Source organism: Streptomyces glomeratus (genome assembly GCF_021462825.1).
Classification (GTDB): Bacteria; Actinomycetota; Actinomycetes; order Streptomycetales; family Streptomycetaceae; genus Streptomyces; species Streptomyces glomeratus.
This window is the reverse complement of record NZ_JAKEEB010000026.1, coordinates 15,603-31,824: the sequence shown is the minus strand read 5'-3', so window position 1 is coordinate 31,824 and position 16,222 is coordinate 15,603. Positions and strand designations below refer to the sequence as shown.

Sequence of the window (16,222 nt, the reverse complement as noted above, 5' to 3'; positions counted from 1 at the left end):
CGGGGAGGGCAACGTGGCGCATACCGCCATGTCCGGTACCGGAACGACCGCAGGCGACGATCCGCTCCAGACCGCGGTGTGGCGGCTGCGCTCACGCGCCTGCTGGGCCGACGCGGCAGCCCTTCTGCCACCGGAGACGGCCGAGGCGTCGCTCCAGCGGGCCTCGCTGCTCGTCGAGCGGTGCCTGTACACGGAGCAGGGCTGGGAAGAGGCCGAGGACGCGCTGCGTACGGCCGAGGCACAGGCCCACGGCGACGAGGAGCGCGGCGCCGCCGCCTGTGAGCGCGGGCAACTGGCGTACGCGGCCACGCTGCACGGCGTACGGGACCGGGCGGACGAGGCGCGGGCCGCCCTCGGCCGGGCCGCGGCGCTGATCCCGCCCGGCGCCCCGGGCCGGGCACTGCTGGACTTCCGGCGCGGACTCCTCGCCGAGAACCTCGCCCGCTCCCCGCAGGCGGCCCGTGCCGCGTACCGGCGCGCCCACGCGGGCGCCTCCGCGCACGGGGACGCGCTGCTGCTCTCCTTCACCTGGCGGCATCTGGCCGGACTCGCCCTGCGCGACGGCGAGGTGGCGGAGGCACGGCACGGCTTCACGGAATCGCTGCGGATCCGCGAGGAGCTGGGCTACCTCGTCGGTACGGCCCCGGCGCTGGCGTCCCTCGCGGACGCGGAGGCGGAGCCGGACGCCTCCCGGCTGCGGGCCGAGGCGGGCCGGCTGTTCCGCCTCCTGGGCGGGGTACCGACGTGGCTTGCACGGCAGTTGGCACCGGTGACACCGGCGGCGGGACCGGCCGCTTCGTAGGGACCGGGCGGGCGGGCGGCGGTGGCTTCTCCCCGGCGGCCGTCACCCCCCGGGGGGTGACGGCCCGTCCGTCACAGACCCCTGACGAACGTCCATACGGCGGCGCGGAATTCGGGATCGCGGCCGGCGAGGACGGCGACGACGACGAGCGCGGCGAACGCCAGCGGTCCACCGGCTCCGTCCACGGCGGGCACCCACCGCTTCGGGCCGGCACCGTCCGGACACGCACCGGCGCTCCTGCCGCCGAGTCGCCTCCGACGCCGCCACCCGGCCTGCCGCCCCGTTTCGGACCTCATCGTCGCTCACCCCCGTGGGACGGCGGTCGTCCCTCACCGGGCAGCACGCGACGGCCCCCGGAGCGGTTCCCTCCATGGCGTCCGCTCCATGGCGTCCGCTCCATGGCGTCCGCTCCATGGCGTCCGCTCCATGGCGTCCGCTCCATGGCGTCCGCTCCATGGCGTCCGCTCCATGGCGTCCGCTCCACGGTACAGGCCGGTCTAGCCGGGCGTACGTGCGTCTCAGACCGCCCCGGCGAAGTGCTCCCGCACCAGTGACTGCACCACCACCAGGTCCTGGGCGGCCAGTGCGTCGAGAAGGGCCGTGTGCTCGGCAGCGTCGGCGAGCAGGTCGGCGCAGTCGCGCGTGGCGGGGCCGCCGACGAGCGGCCACTGGGCGCGGCGGTGCAGGTCCTCCGCGATCCGCACCAGTTGCTCGTTGCCCGCCAGGGCGAGCACCGCGCGATGGAAGGCACGGTCGGACTCGGCGTATGCGGCCCGGCACCCGGAGGACGCGGCCCGGACCGTCGCCTCGGCCAGCGGGCGCAGTTCCGCCCAGCGTTCGGCGGGCACGGTGCGGGCGAGTCGCAGCATCACGGGGACCTCGATCAGTGCCCGGATCTCGGCGAGTTCGGCCAGTTCGCGGGCGCCGCGGACGGCGACACGGAAGCCGCGGTTGGGTACGACCTCGACGGCGCCCTCAAGCGCGAGTTGCTGCATCGCCTCGCGTACGGGGGTCGCGGACACCCCGAACCGCTCGGCGAGCACGGGTGCCGAGTACACCTCGCCGGGCGTGAGCTTCCCCTCGACCAGCGCGGTGCGCAGGGCGTCCAGGATCTGGCCGCGGACGGAGGCCCGCTGAACGACGGCACGCCCCCCGTTCCCGGACGGCACCCCGCCGAAGGGACCCTGTCCCGCTCCGGGCCGCTCCCCGCGGACGGACCGCTCGCCCAGAGGCCCCTCCTCCAGACGCGGGCGCGGGATGGGCGCCTCGCTGTGGGTGTGCTCGCCGCGTGTGGAGCCGGTGGCGGCGGCCCGCTCGCGGACCTCGTCCCCCGATCCGGGCCGCGGCGGCACTCGGGCGGCCTCCGTCCGGGCGTCCGCCGCACACGTCTCGGCGGAGCCCTCCGCACGGCGCGAACGGGCCTGCTCCACGGGTCCTCCTCCGGTCCTGGCGGTGCTGGGCAGCGTGCGGGACCCCCGTGGGGCCGTTACCGCTCGTATAGCACCTTAGGCACCTTACGCTCCGGTTCCCCCGTCCTCCATCTTCGGTAAGGCAAGCCTTACCTGGAAAGGCTTGTGAAACGGCGGTTCCGTATGCTGGTTCCCGCTACGCCGAGTGCCCCGCCTTCCCGGAGCAGGCGGCCTTCCACCGCGGCCTCGGCCGTATGGCGGTGCGGACCGGCGCGTGCGCATGCCTGCCGGGCGATCCGGCGGTCGCACTGCCCGGGGCCCGGGTCTGGAGCCGGTGCTCGCGGGTGCTCGGCCACGGTCGCCCGCACCTCGGCCCGCAGCGCATCCTCGTCCGCCGCGTTTTCGGACCGCGCATGCGGCGCCGCGGGGCGGGCCCTGTGGGGCATGGCGACGGACGGGGTCGTCGAGAGCCTGTGGTACGTCGCCCGTCCGCTCGGCTAGGAGCGGCGCGCAGTGCGCGGTGCGCGAGCCGGAACTGCTGCCGCCGGGCGCCACGACGCCGTACGCAGGCTCGGCCGCGTTCCCTGAACAGGCCGGTCCGGGTGGTGCGCCGCCGCCCACCCGGGACCGCGCCGGCTGCCGCCTCTTCTGCACCCTGCGGCCCGAGGACACCTGCGTCACCCGCCCGCGCACCGGTGACGCCAAGGGACGTGGCCAAGCTGGCAGCGAGTGTCTTGAATTGACGGAGCTTCAGCGGCACGGGCCACCCTGACTCCGGCGGCCCGGACCACCCGCGTGCCGTAAGATCCACTCGGCCGAAAGCCCACCCCGGATCCCAGGTGTTTCACAACTTCCTCACCCGTCGCGGGAACTTTCCGTGGAACCATCCGTCCGGGTAGTCTTAATCGAACTCAACTCCCGCCCCTCAAGCGGCAGTTCGAGCAGAACGCCGCCTCGGGCATTCCCTTGCACTTCCTTGGCGGCCTCTTGCCCCGAAACCCCCTGAGGGCCGCTGGGATTGGTCCACTATGGCGGGCGTTACGCCCTATCCCAATGCAAGGGACCCCAGATGAGACTGACCGACATATCGCTGAACTGGCTGCTCCCGGGCGCCGTACTGCTCCTGGGCGCGGTGGCGGCGGTGGCGGTGCTCGCGCGCGGAAAGCGCTCCTCCGGGGAGAACGCGAGCGCGGACGACTCGTGGGAGCGCGCCGAGGAGCGCCGCAGGCGCAAGGAGGCCATCTACGCCACGGCCTCCTACGTATTGCTCTTCTGCTGCGCCGCCGTCGCCGCGGCGCTCTCCTTCCACGGCCTGGTCGGCTTCGGCCAGCAGAACCTCGGCCTCACGGGCGGCTGGGAGTACCTGGTCCCGTTCGGCCTGGACGGCGCGGCCATGTTCTGCTCCGTGCTCGCGGTGCGCGAGGCCAGCCACGGCGACGCGGCGCTCGGCTCCCGGATCCTCGTGTGGACGTTCGCGGCGGCCTCCGCCTGGTTCAACTGGGTGCACGCGCCCAGGGGTATCGACCACGCGGGCGCGCCGCAGTTCTTCGCGGGCATGTCGCTGTCGGCCGCGGTGCTCTTCGACCGTGCGCTGAAGCAGACCCGCCGCGCCGCACTGCGCGAGCAGGGCCTGGTGCCGCGTCCGCTGCCGCAGATCCGCATTGTGCGCTGGCTGCGGGCTCCGCGCGAGACGTACAGGGCCTGGTCGCTGATGCTGCTGGAGGGCGTGCGGAGCCTGGACGAGGCCGTCGAGGAGGTCCGCGAGGACCGGCGCCAGAAGGACCAGAACCGGGCCCGCCGTCGCGAGCAGCAGCGCATGGAGCGTGCTCAGCTCAAGGCGCTCAGCCGGGGGCACCACGCGCTGAGCGGCGGCAACGGCGGACGCCAGGTGGACGTGCCCACCGTGGAACGGGCGTCCGCACCGGTCCCTGCGGAGCCTGCCCTACCCGCGGCGGAGCTGCCCTCGGCCAGCCGTCCCTCGCTCCAGCCCGTCCGGAACTCCTCCGCTGACCCGATCCGGGTCGATCTCACCGCGGAGGACGACACCATGGCCCTGCCGCGGCTGGACTCCCTGGAGCGCAAGCTCAAGGACCTTGAACAGCAGTTCGGCTGAGACCGGACGTCTTCACCGGAAGGGGGCGCGGCACCACGCCGCGCCCCCTTCCGGTGTCAGGCGGCCTCCGCGTCGAGATCGAACCACACCGCCTTCCCCACCCCGTGCGCCCGTACGCCCCATGCGTCCGCGAGGGACTGCACGAGGACCAGGCCCCTGCCGTGCGTACCGTCGTCGGTGGTAGGCATCCGGACATGGGGTCTGCGCCGCACGAAGTCCCGTACCTCCACATGCAGTCCGCCGGGTGAGACGGTTGCCGTCAGGACCGCGTCTCGGTCGGTGTGGACGAGCGCGTTGGTGACCAGTTCGCTGGTGAGCAGTTCGGCTATCTCGGATCGTCCCGGCTTCCCCCAGTGCGTCAGCAGTTCCCGCAATGCTCTGCGCACCTCGGGCACCGCCCGTAAGTCCGCCCGTCCCAGCCTGCGGCTGAGCTGGGGGCACGCTGCGCGGTCCGTCGCACCGTCGGCCGTTTCCCCCGTCTTCTTCGCCGAGAAGGCCCCGATGGTCGCGGGACCGCCTCCTCGTGCTCGCCTCTTCATGACCCCCGCCCCGTATGTGGTCGCCGGTCCCCCTCCTGACCGAACCCGTCAGAGGAATCCATGCCCCATCCGGCAGGCGCCAGTCCTGTCAAATCATCAACAACCGTCGGACTCCATGAGGATCAGCGCCGGATCCGGGCCCGGAACTCCTACAAAATGAAACCGAACGACGAATTCACGCTCATCGGCGATCCGACGGATGATTCCGGGGTCCCAGCGGACCCCGGGCCGCCGCTGCCGCCAGCGTCACCGCCCGACCGGCAGCCCGCCACACGGACCCTGTTCCCGGGGTCGGGCGCCGGCCTCCCTGAGCGCCCGGCGGCCGGAAACAAATACCCTGGGAATTGAGGCGAGCAATGAAGTGATGGCGTGCTGGGAGGACCCGTGCACGAGAAACCGCTGAGCAAAATCGTCGACGAGCTCCTGCGTCTGCGCCGCCACGCGTCACGCAGCTCACAAGACCGGTCGGCACCCTCGCATTTCGGGCTGGACCCCGCGCTGGTCGGCAACTTCGCCGCCGGCACACTGGATCCCCAAGGTGAAGCCGCGCTCGCCGACCAGGTCGCGCGGCTCCTGCCGTTCCACTGGGTCCTGTCCAACACGCTCACCGAGGCGATGACGCAGGTCACCGACCATCTGGGGGGTCAGCGCGAGCTGATGGCCTGGCTGGACCGGCACGTGGGCCTGCCACAGCTGGTGGCACGGCTGTACGTCGTCATGGGACTCCTCGATCAGTACAGCGAGAATTCCGCGGTCGTCACGGCGCTACGCGAATCCCGGGAGCGGACACCCTATCCACCGGGCCTCAAGGGTTACCTGGTACCGGAAACGGACGACGAGACCCTCGGCGGTATTGCCTTCAAGATCGAGGAACTGCTCGGCGACGGCCGGACAGAAGAGGCCGCCGCGCTCGGGCTGGCCACCGTGGACTGGCTCCGCCACGTCGCGCCGCGCGCCGGGGAACTCGACCCCAAGATCGGTGACATGGGTGAGCTGATGGACCATATGCACCGGGACATCCAGGCCACAGCGGTGTAGCACCCTCTAGCCTCTGTCCGGCTCGATCCGCTCGGCGCGTGCCCGCGGATCGCCGTGGCTCACGGGAGGTGCTCGGTGAGCCGCTCGGCCCAGGCCGCCGCCGGGCGGGCCGGAGCATGACCAACCCCGCCGGGGAGCGGCGCAGGCCGCCTCGTGACCGTGCGAGGCTAGGGACGGGGTACGTTGCGGAGGTTCGACCGGGCCATCTGGACCATGCGTCCGACGCCGCCGTCCAGCACGATCTTCGAGGCGGAGAGCGCGAACCCCGTCACCATCTCCCGGCTGATCCTGGGCGGGATCGACAGGGCGTTCGGGTCGGTGACGATGTCCACCAGCGCCGGCCCCTTGTGCCGGAAGGCGTCCTTCAGGGCACCCGCGAGCTGCTTGGGCTTCTCGACCCGCACGCCGTACGCCCCGCACGCCTCGGCCACCGCCGCGAAGTCGGGGTTCTTGGCACTGGTGCCGTACGCCGGGAGTCCGGCGACCATCATCTCCAGCTCCACCATGCCGAGCGAGGAGTTGTTGAACAGCACCACCTTCACCGGCAGGTCGTACTGCACGAGGGTCAGGAAGTCTCCCATCAGCATGGAGAACCCACCGTCACCGGACATCGACACGATCTGCCGCCCACGGTCGGTGAACTGCGCCCCGATCGCCATCGGCAGCGCGTTCGCCATCGAGCCGTGGGAGAAGGAGCCGATGATGCGGCGGCGGCCGTTCGGGGAGATGTACCGCGCGGCCCAGACGTTGCACATCCCGGTGTCGACGGTGAAGACCGCGTCGTCGGCGGCGATCTCGTCCAGCACCGAGGCCACGTATTCGGGGTGGATCGGGATGTGCTTGTCGACCCTGCGGGTGTACGCCTTCACCACTCCTTCGAGCGCGTCCGCGTGCTTCCTCAGCATCTTGTCCAGGAAGCGCCGGTCCTCCTTCTCCCGCACCCGCGGGACGAGACAGCGCAGGGTCTCCTTCACATCACCCCACACCGCGAGGTCGAGCCTGGAGCGGCGGCCCAGGTTCTCCGGGCGCACATCGATCTGGGCGATCAGCACGTCGTCCGGCAGGAAGGCGTTGTACGGGAAGTCGGTGCCCAGCAGGATCAGCAGGTCGCACTCGTGGGTGGCCTCGTACGCGGCGCCGTAACCGAGCAGGCCGCTCATCCCGACGTCGTACGGGTTGTCGTACTGGATCCACTCCTTGCCGCGCAGGGCGTGTCCCACCGGGGCCTTGATCTTCCCCGCGAACTCCATGACCTCGGCGTGCGCGCCACGCGTGCCGCTGCCGCAGAAGAGGGTGACCTTCTCCGCCTCGTCGATCATGGCCGCCAGCCGCTCGATCTCGGCGTCGCCGGGACGCACCGTGGGCCGGGCGGTGACGAGGGCGGTCTGGGCCGACCGCTCGGGCGCAGGCTGGTCGGCGATGTCGCCGGGGAGCGAGACGACGCTGACGCCGCTGCGGCCGACCGCGTTCTGGATCGCCGTCTGCAGCAGGCGGGGCATCTGCTTCGGGTTGGAGATCAGCTCGCTGTAGTGGCTGCACTCGCTGAACAGACGGTCCGGGTGCGTCTCCTGGAAGTAGCCCAGACCGATCTCCCCGGACGGGATGTGGGAGGCGAGGGCAAGGACCGGGGCCATGGAGCGGTGGGCGTCGTACAGGCCGTTGATGAGATGCAGATTGCCGGGGCCGCAGGAACCCGCGCAGGCGGTCAGCTTTCCGGTGATCTGCGCCTCGGCGCCCGCCGCGAAGGCGGCGGTCTCCTCGTGCCGCACATGGACCCAGTCGAGGGCGGAGTTGCGGCGGACCGCGTCCACGATCGGATTGAGGCTGTCGCCGACCACCCCGTACAGGCGTTTGACTCCCGCCCGGGCGAGGATGTCGACGAACTGGTCGGCGATGTTCTGCTTGGCCATGGATCCATGCACCCTTCGGTCTCCTTGGATCCATCAATCCACAGCGCCCGCGATCACGCCTCCCAAACGGCTGCCGCCGTACGGTCGTCGGCGTAGCCCTTCACCCTCACCCGGGTGTCCGCGAGGAACGCGGTGAGAGCCGGTGCTCCGCCCGCCGACCAGCGAACCGTCAGATGCTCGGCGAGCTGCGGTTCGCCGCGCAGCGGGTCCGCCAGGCCGCCGGTGCACAGCAGGAGCGTGTCACCCGGGCGGGCGATGGAGGCGCGGAAGCGGAACGGGTCCTTGGGCGGTTCCGGTGCCGGCTCGTAGGGGCTCGGGGGTGTGGTGATGCCGAGGTCCATGGTGAGGCGGTCGCCCTCGGGGGTCTCGGACGGCGGCGAGCCGAACCCGACCACCGGCTCGCCCGCCGTCTCGGTGACACGGGGCTCGATGTCCTGCCATTCCCCGCCGCGCAGCCGGAACAGGCCGCCCTCGCCGACGCCGAAGAACACCCGTGTGCGGCAGGCCGGGTCGGCGGGCAGCAGCAGACAGCGCAGGGTGGCGGTGTACTCGTCGGGGTCGACGCCCTGTTCGGCGGCGCTCGCGCGGAGCTTGCCGAGGCTGCGGTCGGTGAGCCGGTGCAGGCCCGACTTGAGGTCGCCGCGCCGGCCGGCCCGGATGTCCTCGCCGAGAAGGACGTGGCTGCGACCGACGGCCCGCCCGATCCACCGGCACACCTGGGCGGCGGCCCGGTGCGCCCCGGGGGTGCCCCGGGCGCCGGTCGCCATGGCGACGAGGACGAGGGCCTGGTCGCCGGTGCCGAAGCGGGCGGTGAGCAGGCAGTCCCGGCGTGGCTCGCCCCTGAAGCGCGCCGAGTCACCGCGCACGGAGGCCGCGCGCAGCGTCAGGGCTCCGTAACGCGCCCCGTCCAGCACGGTGTCGGGCACCAGATCGTCGAGTGCGTCCGGGTCGGCGAGCGGGAGGGTGGTGGGCTCGGCGTCGTAGGTGGGCGGGCCGGAGCCGACGTAGTCGACCGGGCGCGGGGTGCGGGGGACGGCGCCCTGCGCGGGCGGACGGGCAGGGGACGGGGCGTCGCCGGGCGGCGGGGGTGCGGCCACGGGAGCGGCTCCGGGCGGCACGGAGTCGGTGGGCACGGCCGGCGGACGGCCGGGAGGTGGCGGTGCGTCGGGCGGGGGCGGCAGGTGGGCCGGGGAGTGGTCCGGGAGCGGCGGCGCCTCGGCCGGAGAGCGGCCGGGGGGCGGTGGTGCGGAGGCGTGAGGGCGGTCCGGGGGCGGAACCGTGGCGGGCGACGGCTGCGCCGGGGTCCCCGCGAGAGGGGCCGCCGCGGGGAATCCCGGCGGGTTCGGACCGAGCGGGAAGGTCACCGGGCCCTGCGGACGGGCGGACGGGGGGTCCCACGGCAGGGGCCCAGGACGCGGCCCGGCGGACCGCGGGGCCTCTGCGGGCCCGGGCGGAGCGATGGCCTCCCCAGAGCCGGGGGGAGCGACGGCCTTCCCAGAGCCGGGCGGAGCGACGGCCTCCCCGGGCGCCGATGGGGCGGCGTTCGCCGAGGAAGCGGCGGGGCGGCCGGAACCGGATCCCCCGGACGGCGCGGGTCCGTCATCGCGCGGCGGGTCCTCCGCGGAGGCTCCCCGGCCGACCGCGCCCACCGCGGAGGCGAAGCGGTCGTCGAGGCTGTCGGCCGCGGGGGCCCCTCCCGTGTCCCCGGTGGAGTCGTCGTACAACTGCCCCCACCAGTCGTCCTCGTGGCCGGTGGCCCTCTCCCCCTGCTGGCTCATGCCCCCAATTGTCCACCGTACGGGGCGTATGAAAACGGGGCATCGGGAAAATCCGGCCGCCTCACCGGCTCCCCGACGGCGTGTCGGACGATACCTCGAACAGTGATGCGAAGCCGGCGCGGTTGCGACGAGCCACCGGACGATCCCCCCAGGGGGACCGCCCGGCGGCGCCGGAGTGATGGGCCGTCTTCCCGAGGTTCCGCCGTCACCGCCGGACCGTCGTACGCGACGACCGGCGGCGAGTGCCGCTTCGGTGGCGCCACCTTGGCAGAGCAAGCGGCGGTACGGCGATGATGTTCCGAGGCGGGTTTGCGCCGTGGCCGCTTTCCGCCACGCACCGCACCGCGGGACCTTGTCTCAGGGGAGGGACGACGGCTGATGCTGGCAGCGATAGGGCTGGACGAGACGCACGAGTGCGCGTACCGGGCGCTGGTGTCGGTGGGCGCCGCCGACGTGCCCGATCTGGCGCGCCGGCTGGTACTCGGCGAGCGGGACACCGAGCGTCTCCTGCGCCGCCTGGAGCGGCACGGCCTCGCGGCCCAGTCGTCGGCCCGGCCGGGACGCTGGGTGGCCGCGCCGCCCGGGGTGGCGCTGGGCGCGCTGCTCACCCAGCAGCGGCACGAGCTGGAGCAGGCCGAGTTGGCGGCCGCGCTGCTGGCCGAGGAGTACCGGGCGGCGGCCTCCGAGCCCGCGGTCCACGATCTGGTCGAGGTGGTGATCGGAGCGGCCGCGGTCAGTCAGCGCTTCCTCCAGCTCCAGCTCGGCGCGACCGAGGAGCTGTGCGCCCTTGTCACCGGAACGCCGGTCGCCGTGACGGGAACGGAGAACGACGCGGAGGAACAGACCGCCGCCCGCGGTGTCCGCTACCGGGTGGTCGTCGAGCGGGCGGTGCTCGACCGTCCCGACGGCATCGACGAGCTGACCGCCGCGCTGAGCCGTGACGAGCAGGTGCGGGTCGCCGACTCGGTGCCGACGAAGCTGGTGGTCGCCGACCGAACACTTGCCATGGTTCCGCTCACCGCGCGCACCGCGGAGCCGGCCGCGCTGGTGGTCCACGCGAGCGGACTGCTGGAGCTGCTGTCCGGTCTGTTCGAGTCGGTGTGGCGGGACGCACTGCCACTGCGCCTCGGCGCCTCCGGAGCCACCGAGCAGGCACCGAACGGCCCCGACGGAACCGACCTGGAGGTCCTGTCGCTGCTGCTCGCGGGGCTCACCGACGCGAGCGTCGCCAAGCAGCTCGACCTGGGTCTGCGGACCGTACAGCGCCGGGTGAAGCGGCTGATGGAGCTGACGGGGGTGACGACGCGGCTGCAACTCGGCTGGCAGGCCTACGAACGCGGCTGGGTGGCGCGGCACCGGCCGACGCCGGAACTCACGCCGATCACGCCGATCACGCCGATCACGCCGAACGGCACGGAATTCCGCTGAGTAATGCTCACCTGAGTGTCCGTCACCGGGTCGGCACCGCCGGATAGACCGCGTCGGCGAGCGCCTTCATGCCCATGTCGTTGAAGTGGAGGTGGTCACCCGGGTCGTAGGCCGGACGGATGCGATCGGGGCGACCGGGGTCGCGAACGGCCCTGTCCAAGTCCACCACGCCGTCGAAGAGTCCGCCGCGGATGAGGGCATTGATCTCGTGGCGGAGGCCCTCGCGCGCCGGCGTCCAGCTCCCGTGGCCGCCGAATGGTGTGAGAGTGGCGCCGACGACACGGATGCCATGGGCGTGGGCGCGGGCCACGATCCGGCGGTACGCGCGCACGAAGGCGCCCGGATCGGTCTCGGGCGGCGTGCCCTTGAGGTCGTTGACGCCCTCCAGGACGATCAGGGTGCGCACTCCGGTGCGGGAGAAGACGTCCGCGTCGAGACGGCTCAGTGCGCTCGGGCCGACCCCGTCGCGCAGCAGGCGGTTGCCGGAGATCCCCGCGTTCAGGACGCCGGGCCGCCGCTCGGCGGGCAGTCCGCGCAGCCGCCGGGAAAGCAGGTCGGGCCAGCGGTGGTTGGTGCCGTACGAGGATCCGTTGCCGTCGGTGAGGGAGTCGCCGAGCGCGACGACACTGCCGGGGGCGACCGGACGCAGCACGTCGACGCCGGTCAGGTAGTACCAGTGGGACATCCTGCCCGTGTACGCGGTGGCACCGGGGTCGGCCGCGTGGTTGCCGTTCCTGGCGAGGAAACCGGCCTGCAGGGCGGTGCGGTGATAGGTCGCCGGGCCGCAGTCGGTGGAGGTGTGCACGGTGACCAGGAGGTTGGCGTCCGCCGGTACGGCGAGGGGGACGGCGTCGGTGACCACGTCCTGTTCGGGCGGGACGGTCACGGAGGTGGCGCCGGCGAAGGTGGCGGTGCGCAGGGAGCCGGGCACCGCCTCGGGACTGGCGGGGTCGTGCGCCCGCTGCAACGCGACGGTCACGGCGTCGAGGCGGAGCGGGGCGGTGCCCAGTCGGTTGGAGAGGCGGATCCGGACGACGCTGCCGCCGACGCTGATGTGCACGACGTTGCGGATCGAGGCGCCAGGCAGGGCGGGGGCGGTGCCGGAGGCGGCGGCCTCCCAGGTGCCGGTCCATTGCGGTGCCGTCTCGGCCCGGCCGACGGCGCCCGGGAGGGTGGCCGCGGTCGACAGGACGGTGAGCACCAGAACGGCGAGGCGGTGGCGTCGGGTCCCGGTCACCCGAGGCAGGTGGATCATACGGACACGCCCTCTCCGCGCCGGTGGCCCCGGGCACGGGACCGGGAAGCGCTCGATGTCTTCCCGGGACACGTCGGCGGGGTAACACACCGTCACCCGTTCGGAGTCGGCCCGGTCACCCGGACGGCTCGTGCCCGGCGTTCCGGCTTCCGGTGCGCCGGGGCCCGAACAAGAGCCTGGGGCCGGTCGAAGGGCCGCCCCGGCCGGGCCCGGAGGCGGGGCCCCGAGCCCGGCCGGACACCTTCTAGCCCCGGCGCCCCCGCTTGGCGTCCATCGCCGCCTTCCCCTCGGCCCCCCTCCGTTTCCACTCGCGTCGCAGCTCGGCACGCACCCTGGCATCCGTCTTGGCGACGATCCGCTGGTTCTCCCGCAGCAGCTTGCGGTAGCTGTCCAGCCGTCGCTCGGGCAGTTCCCCGGCCTCGAGCGCGGCACGCACCGCGCATCCGGGTTCCGTGCCGTGCGCGCAGTCGTGGAAACGGCACTGCGCGGCCAGTTCCTCGATCTCGGAGAACACCTGGCCCACACCGGTGCCGGCGTCCCAGAGCCCGACCCCGCGCAGCCCGGGGGTGTCGATGACGACTCCCCCGCCCGGCAGAAGGAGGAGATTGCGCGTGGTGGTGGTGTGGCGGCCCTTGCCGTCGACGTCCCGGGTGGCCTGGACGGTCATGACGTCCTCGCCGAGCAGCGCGTTGGCGAGGGTCGACTTCCCGGCGCCGGACTGCCCGAGCAGTACGGCCGTGCCGCCGGACAGGACGGCACGGAGGGAGTCGAGTCCCTCGCCCAGCCGCGCGCTGACCGGCAGCACCGGAACCCCGGGCGCGGACTTCTCCACGTCCTGGACGAGGTACGAGAGCGTCACCGGGTCCGGCACCAGATCGGCCTTGGTGAGCACCACGACCGGCTGCGCTCCCGACTCCCAGGCCAGCGCGAGGAAGCGTTCGGCCCGGGCGAGGTCCAGCTCCGCGGCGAGCGAGACGGCGATGACCGCATGGTCGACGTTGGCCGCGAGGATCTGCCCCTCGGACCGCTTGGAGGACGTGGAGCGCACGAAGGCGGTGCGGCGGGGCAGACACGTCCGTGCATAGCGGGGGTTGCCCGCGGGGTCGACGGCGACCCAGTCGCCGGTGCACACGACCCGGAGGGGGTCGTGCGGGGTGACGAAGGCGGTGTCGGCACGGAGCACCCCGTCGGCGGTCATCACGTCGCACTGGCCGCGGTCGACGCGGACGACACGGCCGGGCAGGAGCCCCTGTTCGGCGTACGGCGCGAACCCGGCCTCCCAGCCCGTGTCCCAGCCGTACACGGCGAGAGGGTGCGAGGAAGCCGAAGACACCGAGAGAGAAGAGCGGTTCAAGGGAAACCCTTCACAAGGGCGGCCCCGGCTCCGCGCGGATGTGCGCTGTGAAAGGTCAGCCGGAGGCCACGGAGGTGGAGTGAATGATCTTCTGATTGCGGGCAGCGCCCATCACAGAGACAGCCATCGGTCACACCTCCCTTTCCTCACTCGGTCGACAGCGGCCACCGCGGCCGCCGTACGAAGCAGCCCTCACCCTAGAACGGCACACACCCGAGTGCCACCGGTTTATGCTCCTGCGCCCGCCCGGCCCGGCGGACGCGCTCGTGGAGATGGTGCACGCGCCGTATGCACATGCCGGCGGTGCCGGCCGTCGCCGTCGCGCTCCACCCGACCGGCCTCGCGCCCGAGCCGCCACTCAGGGTGATCCACACCGGCCGTCGAGCTGTGGTACGGTCTTGGTGTTGCAGTTGTGGTACCCATGAACCTATGTGCGCCTGACGGGAATGTTTCTCCTTCAGGCGCATTATTTGTTTTTCCGGCGTCTCCGGATGGGGCCTCTGCCTATACAAGGAGAATGTCATGGCACAGGGAACCGTGAAGTGGTTCAACGCCGAAAAGGGTTTCGGCTTCATCCAGCAGGACGGCGGCGGCCCCGACGTCTTCGCGCACTACTCGAACATCGCGACGCAGGGCTTCCGTGAGCTCCAGGAGGGCCAGCGGGTCTCCTTCGACGTCACGCAGGGCCAGAAGGGCCCGCAGGCGGAGAACATCGTCCCCGCCTGATCGCCGGACGCGTATCCACTCGCCGGGGTCCGCACCGAAATGGTGCGGACCCCGGTTTGTGCTGTTTCCAGGAAGGCAAAAAGCCGTAATGTCCCGCAGGTCCCAGAAGCCGAACCGGCGCGCCTCGTCACCCCCACCGTCCGCGTCGTCACCGACGGAATTCCGGCTGCCGGAAAGCACGACACCCGCGCTTCCCGCCGTCGAGGACTTCACCAGGCTTGACATGCCTGCGGGGCTGCTGAAGACCCTCACCGCGCAAGGTGTCACCACCCCGTTCCCCATCCAGGCCGCCACGCTGCCCAACTCGCTCGCCGGCCGCGACCTGCTGGGACGAGGACGCACCGGCTCCGGCAAGACCCTCGCGTTCGGGCTGGCGCTCCTGGCCCGCACGGCCGGACTGCGCGCGGAACCCAGGGCACCCCTCGCCCTCGTGCTGGTGCCCACCCGGGAACTCGCCCAGCAGGTGGCGGACGCGCTGACCCCCTACGCGACGGCCGTGAACCTCCGGCTGGCCACGGTGGTCGGCGGGCTGTCGATCACCAAGCAGGCGGAAGCGCTCCGGCGCGGCGCCGAGGTGCTCGTGGCGACTCCCGGCAGGCTCAACGACCTCGTGGAACGCGGGGACTGCCTGCTCGGAAGCGTACGCATCACGGTGCTGGACGAAGCCGACCAGATGACCGACATGGGATTCCTGCCGCAGATCACCAAGCTGATCCAGAAAGTGCGGCCCGACGGACAGCGCATGCTCTTCTCGGCCACCCTGGACCGCAACATCGACCGCCTGGTGCAGCGGTTCCTGACCGACCCCGTGGTGCACTCCGTGGACCCGTCCGCGGGGGCGGTCGCCACCATGGAGCACCACGTGCTCCACGTCCAGGACGAGACCGACAAGAAAGCCGTCACCACGCGCATCGCGGCCCGTGACGGCCGGGTCATCCTCTTCCTCGACACCAAGAGGTCTGCCGACCGTCTCACCAAGCGGCTCCTGGCCGTCGGTGTCCGCGCAGCGGCACTGCACGGAGGCCGTTCCCAGCCACAGCGGAACCGCACCCTGGACCAGTTCAAGAACGGCCAGGTCACCGCGCTGGTGGCGACGAACGTCGCCGCCCGGGGCATACACATCGACGACCTCGACCTCGTCGTGAACGTCGATCCGCCCACCGACCACAAGGACTACCTGCACCGGGGCGGCCGCACGGCCCGCGCCGGCGGCTCCGGCAGCGTGGTCACACTGGTCCTGCCCGACCAGAAACGGGACGTCACCCGGCTCATGTCGGACGCGGGCATCCGCCCCCGGACGGCCCACATCAAGTCGAGCGACGCGCACCTGGCCACCATCACCGGCGCCCGCGAGCCTTCCGGCGTGCCCGTCACCATCGAGGTCCCGCAGCCGGCGACACCGACGGCGTCCCGCCCGGCCCGCGACAGCGGCACCGAGCCCGGCAGGCGGTCCGGCCGCCGCCGAAGCGGCCGCGGGGCCGGGGCGGCGGCAGGTGCCGCCACCCGCACGCGGGGCCGGCGCTCGGACCGCCAGGCCACGGCCGGGGCGGCAGCAGCCGGCGGCACTTCCGAAACCGGCAGGAGCCGGTCCGCGCGCCGGGCGGCAGCCGACAAGGCCACGGGTGATGCCGCCGGCGCGGGCGGCCGCAGCTCCAGCCGCCGAGCGGCGACCGGCACGGCGACCGGCAAGGGTGGCCGTGGATCCGGCCGACGCGCCGCGGCCGACGGAAGCGGCGCCGCCAGCACCGGCGGCCGCAGCTCCGACCGCCGAGGCGGTCGCCGCTCCGCGGCCGACTAGGCCCTGTCCGGAGTGGGGTCATGTAGTGAGGTGGCGGCGCCGTACGGCCGGCCGACGGGAGGGCGGCTGAAG

12 protein-coding genes and 1 pseudogene are annotated in these 16,222 nt (G+C 72.7%); 7 read left to right on the top strand and 6 right to left on the bottom strand.

The features are described 5' to 3' along the window. The first annotated feature begins 13 nt into the window (after positions 1–13). On the top strand, positions 14–802 hold the full coding sequence (locus LZ604_RS25345; protein WP_234517776.1) for a hypothetical protein: 789 nt from the start codon (positions 14–16) through the stop codon (positions 800–802). A gap of 518 nt (positions 803–1,320) precedes the next feature. On the opposite strand, the gene LZ604_RS25340 is transcribed toward LZ604_RS25345, so the two are convergent. Then, positions 1,321–2,232 carry a GntR family transcriptional regulator gene (locus LZ604_RS25340; RefSeq protein WP_234517775.1) on the bottom strand — a complete coding sequence of 304 codons (912 nt, stop codon included), beginning with the start codon at positions 2,230–2,232 and terminating at the stop codon, positions 1,321–1,323. A 157-nt stretch (positions 2,233–2,389) separates the two neighbouring features. Between LZ604_RS25340 and LZ604_RS36365 the strand changes: the two are divergent. Both LZ604_RS36365 and LZ604_RS25330 read left to right on the top strand, forming a co-directional pair. After that, positions 2,390–2,983, top strand: a pseudogene (locus LZ604_RS36365) (iron-sulfur protein); the annotation flags it as partial. A gap of 297 nt (positions 2,984–3,280) precedes the next feature. Continuing rightward, on the top strand, positions 3,281–4,324 hold the full coding sequence (locus LZ604_RS25330) for a DUF2637 domain-containing protein (RefSeq protein WP_234517774.1): 1,044 nt from the start codon (positions 3,281–3,283) through the stop codon (positions 4,322–4,324). Between the two features lie 56 nt (positions 4,325–4,380). On the opposite strand, the gene LZ604_RS25325 is transcribed toward LZ604_RS25330, so the two are convergent. Beyond that, positions 4,381–4,863, bottom strand: a complete 483-nt coding sequence (locus LZ604_RS25325) for an ATP-binding protein (protein WP_234517773.1) — start codon at positions 4,861–4,863, stop codon at positions 4,381–4,383. Positions 4,864–5,247: 384 nt separating this feature from the next. Between LZ604_RS25325 and LZ604_RS25320 the strand changes: the two genes are divergently transcribed. Further along, complete coding sequence (locus LZ604_RS25320; protein ID WP_234517772.1) at positions 5,248–5,901, top strand: hypothetical protein; 654 nt, start codon at positions 5,248–5,250, stop codon at positions 5,899–5,901. A 167-nt stretch (positions 5,902–6,068) separates the two neighbouring features. Here LZ604_RS25320 and LZ604_RS25315 read toward each other — a convergent pair whose 3' ends face one another. Together LZ604_RS25315 and LZ604_RS25310 are read right to left on the bottom strand one after the other, a co-directional pair. After that, positions 6,069–7,811, bottom strand: a complete 1,743-nt coding sequence (locus tag LZ604_RS25315) for a pyruvate dehydrogenase (RefSeq protein ID WP_234517771.1) — start codon at positions 7,809–7,811, stop codon at positions 6,069–6,071. Positions 7,812–7,864: 53 nt separating this feature from the next. Next, a complete protein-coding gene (locus LZ604_RS25310; protein ID WP_234517770.1) occupies positions 7,865–9,589 on the bottom strand; it encodes a protein phosphatase 2C domain-containing protein in 1,725 nt (574 codons plus the stop codon). Positions 9,590–9,967: 378 nt separating this feature from the next. On the opposite strand from LZ604_RS25310, the gene LZ604_RS25305 reads away from it, so the two are divergent. Continuing rightward, positions 9,968–11,017, top strand: a complete 1,050-nt coding sequence (locus LZ604_RS25305; protein WP_234517769.1) for a helix-turn-helix transcriptional regulator — start codon at positions 9,968–9,970, stop codon at positions 11,015–11,017. Between the two features lie 22 nt (positions 11,018–11,039). On the opposite strand, the gene LZ604_RS25300 is transcribed toward LZ604_RS25305, so the two are convergent. Together LZ604_RS25300 and rsgA are read right to left on the bottom strand one after the other, a co-directional pair. Then, complete coding sequence (locus LZ604_RS25300; protein WP_372482201.1) at positions 11,040–12,272, bottom strand: SGNH/GDSL hydrolase family protein; 1,233 nt, start codon at positions 12,270–12,272, stop codon at positions 11,040–11,042. Positions 12,273–12,516: 244 nt separating this feature from the next. After that, positions 12,517–13,626 carry a ribosome small subunit-dependent GTPase A gene (rsgA, locus tag LZ604_RS25295; RefSeq protein WP_234517768.1) on the bottom strand — a complete coding sequence of 370 codons (1,110 nt, stop codon included), beginning with the start codon at positions 13,624–13,626 and terminating at the stop codon, positions 12,517–12,519. 522 nt (positions 13,627–14,148) lie between these two features. Between rsgA and LZ604_RS25290 the strand changes: the two genes are divergently transcribed. Both LZ604_RS25290 and LZ604_RS25285 read left to right on the top strand, forming a co-directional pair. Continuing rightward, positions 14,149–14,352, top strand: coding sequence for a cold-shock protein (locus tag LZ604_RS25290; protein ID WP_023544341.1), 204 nt, complete (start codon positions 14,149–14,151; stop codon positions 14,350–14,352). 88 nt (positions 14,353–14,440) lie between these two features. Continuing rightward, on the top strand, positions 14,441–16,150 hold the full coding sequence (locus LZ604_RS25285; protein WP_234517767.1) for a DEAD/DEAH box helicase: 1,710 nt from the start codon (positions 14,441–14,443) through the stop codon (positions 16,148–16,150). Positions 16,151–16,222: the final 72 nt, after the last annotated feature.

What these genes read in the sequence shown, in the direction of transcription:
- LZ604_RS25330 (WP_234517774.1), top strand. Translation starts at nt 3,281, where the DNA reads ATGAGACTGACCGACATATCGCTGAACTGGCTGCTCCCGGGCGCCGTA.
- LZ604_RS25325 (WP_234517773.1), bottom strand. Translation starts at nt 4,863, where the DNA reads ATGAAGAGGCGAGCACGAGGAGGCGGTCCCGCGACCATCGGGGCCTTC.
- LZ604_RS25315 (WP_234517771.1), bottom strand. Translation starts at nt 7,811, where the DNA reads ATGGCCAAGCAGAACATCGCCGACCAGTTCGTCGACATCCTCGCCCGG.
- LZ604_RS25310 (WP_234517770.1), bottom strand. Translation starts at nt 9,589, where the DNA reads ATGAGCCAGCAGGGGGAGAGGGCCACCGGCCACGAGGACGACTGGTGG.
- LZ604_RS25305 (WP_234517769.1), top strand. Translation starts at nt 9,968, where the DNA reads ATGCTGGCAGCGATAGGGCTGGACGAGACGCACGAGTGCGCGTACCGG.
- LZ604_RS25300 (WP_372482201.1), bottom strand. Translation starts at nt 12,272, where the DNA reads ATGATCCACCTGCCTCGGGTGACCGGGACCCGACGCCACCGCCTCGCC.
- LZ604_RS25290 (WP_023544341.1), top strand. Translation starts at nt 14,149, where the DNA reads ATGGCACAGGGAACCGTGAAGTGGTTCAACGCCGAAAAGGGTTTCGGC.
- LZ604_RS25285 (WP_234517767.1), top strand. Translation starts at nt 14,441, where the DNA reads ATGTCCCGCAGGTCCCAGAAGCCGAACCGGCGCGCCTCGTCACCCCCA.